Here is a 3,812-nt window from a genome sequence, read left to right as displayed (position 1 = left end):
ACCTCCCCGAGGGCCTGGCCCCCGCCTCCGGCCCGCGCGCGCCGCTGCGCCGCAGGCTCGGCAGCAGCCCCGTCGCCTCCGTGAAGCTGGCCTCCGGCTGCGACCGCCGCTGCTCCTTCTGCGCCATCCCGTCCTTCCGCGGCTCCTTCATCTCCCGCCGCCCCTCCGACGTGCTGGGCGAGACGCGCTGGCTCGCGGAGCAGGGCGTGAAGGAGATCATGCTGGTCTCCGAGAACAACACCTCGTACGGCAAGGACCTCGGCGACATCCGCCTGCTGGAGACCCTGCTGCCGGAGCTCGCCGCCGTGGACGGCTTGGAGCGCATCCGCGTCAGCTACCTGCAGCCCGCGGAGATGCGGCCGGGCCTGATCGACGTGCTGACCTCCACGGAGAAGGTCGTCCCCTACTTCGACCTCTCCTTCCAGCACTCCGCGCCCGGCGTGCTGCGCGCGATGCGCCGCTTCGGCGACACCGACCGCTTCCTGGGCCTGCTGGAGACGATCCGCGCCAAGGCCCCGCAGGCCGGCGCCCGCTCCAACTTCATCGTCGGCTTCCCCGGGGAGACCGAGGCGGACGTGGCCGAGCTGGAGCGCTTCCTGGCGGGCGCGCGGCTGGACGCCATCGGCGTCTTCGGCTACTCCGACGAGGACGGCACCGAGGCGGCCACCTACGGCGACAAGCTCGACCCCGAGGTCGTCGCCGAGCGGCTGGAGCGTGTCTCGCGGCTTGCCGAGGAGCTCACCGCACAGCGCGCGGAGGAGCGGCTCGGAGAGACCATTGAGGTACTCGTCGACCGGATCGACGAGGAGGACGGCGTCGTCGGCCGCGCCGCACACCAGGCACCCGAGACCGACGGCCAGGTGCTGCTCACCACTGACGAGGAGCTCGCCCCCGGCCGTATGGTCGTGGCCAAGGTGGTGGCGACCGAGGGCGTGGACCTCGTCGCCGAACCCCTGGGCGACGGTGGGTGTACCGAGGAGGCGGCCAGATGACCGGAGTCCCGGCCTCCGCAGCCGGAGGCCATGCCCCGGCCGCCATGAGGCGGCCGGCGAGCTTGTGGAACATCGCCAACATCCTCACCATGGTGCGGCTCCTGCTCGTGCCGGGGTTCGTGTTGTTGATGCTCCACAACGGCGGCTACGACCCGGCCTGGCGTTCCTTCGCCTGGGCGGCCTTCGCCGTCGCCATGATCACGGACCTGTTCGACGGCCATCTGGCCCGGACGTACGACCTGGTCACCGACTTCGGCAAGATCGCCGACCCGATCGCCGACAAGGCGATCATGGGCGCGGCGCTGATCTGCCTGTCCGCCCTGGACGACCTGCCGTGGTGGGTCACGGGCGTGATCCTCTTCCGCGAGATCGGCATCACGCTGATGCGGTTCTGGGTCATCAAGCACGGGGTCATCCCGGCCAGCCGGGGCGGCAAGATGAAGACGCTCGCCCAGGGCGTGGCCGTGGGGATGTACATCCTCGCGCTCACGGGCCCCTTGGCCACTGCCCGCTTCTGGGTGATGGCCGTGGCCGTGGCGTTGACCGTGTTCACCGGGCTCGACTACGTGCGGCAGGCCGTCGTCCTGCGCCGGGCCGGGCTGGCGGCGGAGCGCGAGCGGGCCACCCGGGACTCCGTGCGATGAGCGGTACGGCCACGGAGGACGGCACAGGCGCGCAGGGCAACGGCGCGGCGGGCGCCCCCGCGGTCCTGGCCGCCCTGACCGGGCGCGGCGGGACGGTGGCCGTGGCCGAGTCCCTCACCGGCGGCCTGGTGGCCGCCGAGCTGACCGCGGTGCCGGGTGCCTCGCGCGCGGTGCGCGGCTCGGTCACCGCGTACGCGACGGACGTGAAACGCGAGGTCCTGGGCGTGGACGGCGCGCTGCTCGCCGAGCGCGGGGCCGTCGACGCGGACGTCGCGCGGCAGATGGCGGCGGGTGTACGGGCGTTGCTGCGCGCCGACTGGGGCATCGCCACGACCGGCGTCGCGGGGCCCGAGCCGCAGGACGGCCGACCGGTCGGTACGGTGTTCGTCGCCGCCGCGGGACCGGGCGGCCGGACCGCCGTGCGGCGGCTGGACCTGACGGGCGACCGGGCGCGCATCCGCGCGGAGAGCGTGCGCGCGGTTCTGGAACTGCTGCTGAGCGAACTGACGGAAGAACTGGCAGAAAACGTGGGCGCAAAGGATACGGAACACAACGGGGGGAATGGATGTTTGCAGCCCTGAGTGAACACGACATAGCTCCCCGCACGGCCGGAGTCCGAGGCGGTACGGTGGGGCGTGAAGGATCCGGATTCGCGGTCCAAGGAGGGAGCCACCGATGATTCTGCTCCGTCGCCTGCTGGGTGACGTGCTGCGTCGGCAGCGCCAGCGCCAGGGCCGCACTCTGCGCGAGGTCTCCTCGTCCGCCCGGGTTTCGCTCGGTTACCTCTCCGAGGTCGAGCGCGGGCAGAAAGAGGCGTCCTCCGAGCTTCTCTCCGCAATCTGCGACGCTCTGGACGTACGGATGTCCGAGGTCATGCGCGAGGTGAGTGACGAACTGTCGCTCGCCGAGCTGGCGCAGTCGGCGGCGGCGAGCGAGCCGGTACCCGCGCCGATGCGGCCCATGTTCAATTCGGTGTCCGTGACGTCCGTGACGGGCGTCCCGGGGGAGCGAGTGACGATCAAGGCTCCCGCGGAGGCCGTCGACGTGGTCGCGGCCTGAAGCGGACGCGGGGGACGTTCCTTCCGGAAACGTTTGTTCCCGTTGTTTGAACCCGGAGGATCCCGGTCGGTGTTCCGACCGGGATCCTTGCGTTTCCGGCCTCGCCTTCGGCCCCGCCCTTCGGTCTCGCGCTGATCGTTCTCGGCCTGCTCCGGAGTTTTGTGTGATGGTGGATGAACGGGGGCGAAACGGGCCAGAGCGATCCTTCGTGATCCCGGCGTGAACAGGAGAAGCGGATGTCCGTGGTGAAGAGCCCGCTGTCCGAACAGGACCGGAAGATCGTGGGCGACGCCCTGCAGGGCGCTCTCGTCGACCTCGTGGATCTCTCGCTCGTGGCCAAACAGGTCCACTGGACCGTGGTGGGCCCGCGTTTCCGCTCGATCCACCTCCAGCTGGACGAGGTCGTCGCCAGCGCCCGCCTGCACGCCGACACGGTCGCCGAGCGCGCTTCGGCGGTGGGCGTGGCACCGGACGGGCGCGCGGGGACGGTCGCCAAGACGAGCGGTATCGGCCAGGTCGGGGACGGCTGGCAGAAGGACACGGCGGCGGTGCAGACCCTCGTCGACGCCCTGCACGCGGTGATCACCCGGATGCGCAAGCGCATCACGGACACCGCCGACCCGGACCCCGTCACCCAGGACATCCTCATCGGCCTGACGGGCGACCTGGAGAAGCACCACTGGATGTTCCAGGCGGAGAACGCCTGAGCGGTCCGGTGCGACGGCGGCGTGCGCACGGCCGTGGCCGGCGCCGTCGCGCTCCCGAGCGCGTCTTCCCGGGTCCCGCGGGGCTGTCTAGCGTCGCGAGGGTTCGCCCGATGTCGCCCGGAGGGAGGCAGCCATGGCCGGGGCCCGGCACGGCATACGGGCAGTGGCCCGCTCGCGCGGGCCACTGGGCTGGGCGATGACGGCGGCGGCCACCGGCGCCTGGTGGTGGGCGGGCCTGCGCCTCCTGACCCACCCGCCCCTCTCCGGCCCGGTGGAGGGCCTCGTCATCGCGGGCGCCTGGGGCCTGAGCCTGCTGCCGGTGCACTGCGTCCCCCGGACGCCCCGCAAGGGGCGCGGGGAACTGCGCGACCAGCCCAAAACAACCCGCAGTCGCACACCGACCTCATGAG

Annotated in this window: 6 protein-coding genes; all 6 read left to right on the top strand. The window is 71.9% G+C overall.

Annotated elements, in window-relative coordinates; translation table 11 throughout:
• Window positions 1-992: MiaB/RimO family radical SAM methylthiotransferase (locus tag K6I34_RS33375; RefSeq protein WP_229331787.1), on the top strand; the 992-nt coding region annotated here is incomplete at its 5' end.
• On the top strand, window positions 989-1,636 hold the full coding sequence (gene pgsA, locus K6I34_RS33370; protein ID WP_229331786.1) for a CDP-diacylglycerol--glycerol-3-phosphate 3-phosphatidyltransferase: 648 nt from the start codon (window positions 989-991) through the stop codon (window positions 1,634-1,636). The genes K6I34_RS33375 and pgsA, both read left to right, overlap by 4 nt.
• Window positions 1,633-2,217: a CinA family protein gene (locus K6I34_RS33365; protein WP_229331785.1), complete on the top strand. Its 585-nt coding sequence runs from the start codon at window positions 1,633-1,635 to the stop codon at window positions 2,215-2,217. The genes pgsA and K6I34_RS33365 overlap by 4 nt, the downstream gene beginning before the upstream one ends.
• Window positions 2,218-2,311: 94 nt before the next feature.
• A complete protein-coding gene (locus K6I34_RS33360; protein ID WP_086566431.1) occupies window positions 2,312-2,695 on the top strand; it encodes a helix-turn-helix domain-containing protein in 384 nt (127 codons plus the stop codon).
• A 236-nt stretch (window positions 2,696-2,931) separates the two neighbouring features.
• Window positions 2,932-3,402, top strand: a complete 471-nt coding sequence (locus K6I34_RS33355; RefSeq protein ID WP_121796740.1) for a Dps family protein — start codon at window positions 2,932-2,934, stop codon at window positions 3,400-3,402.
• Window positions 3,403-3,535: 133 nt separating this feature from the next.
• Window positions 3,536-3,811 (top strand): hypothetical protein, encoded by a 276-nt coding sequence (locus tag K6I34_RS33350; RefSeq protein WP_308294095.1) that lies wholly within the window; start codon window positions 3,536-3,538, stop codon window positions 3,809-3,811.
• The last annotated feature ends 1 nt before the right edge of the window (window position 3,812 follow it).

The sequence above is a fragment of the Streptomyces sp. UNOC14_S4 genome, from assembly GCF_020740835.1.
Lineage (GTDB): Bacteria > Actinomycetota > Actinomycetes > Streptomycetales > Streptomycetaceae > Streptomyces.
This window is presented reverse-complemented; position numbering and strand designations above follow the sequence as displayed.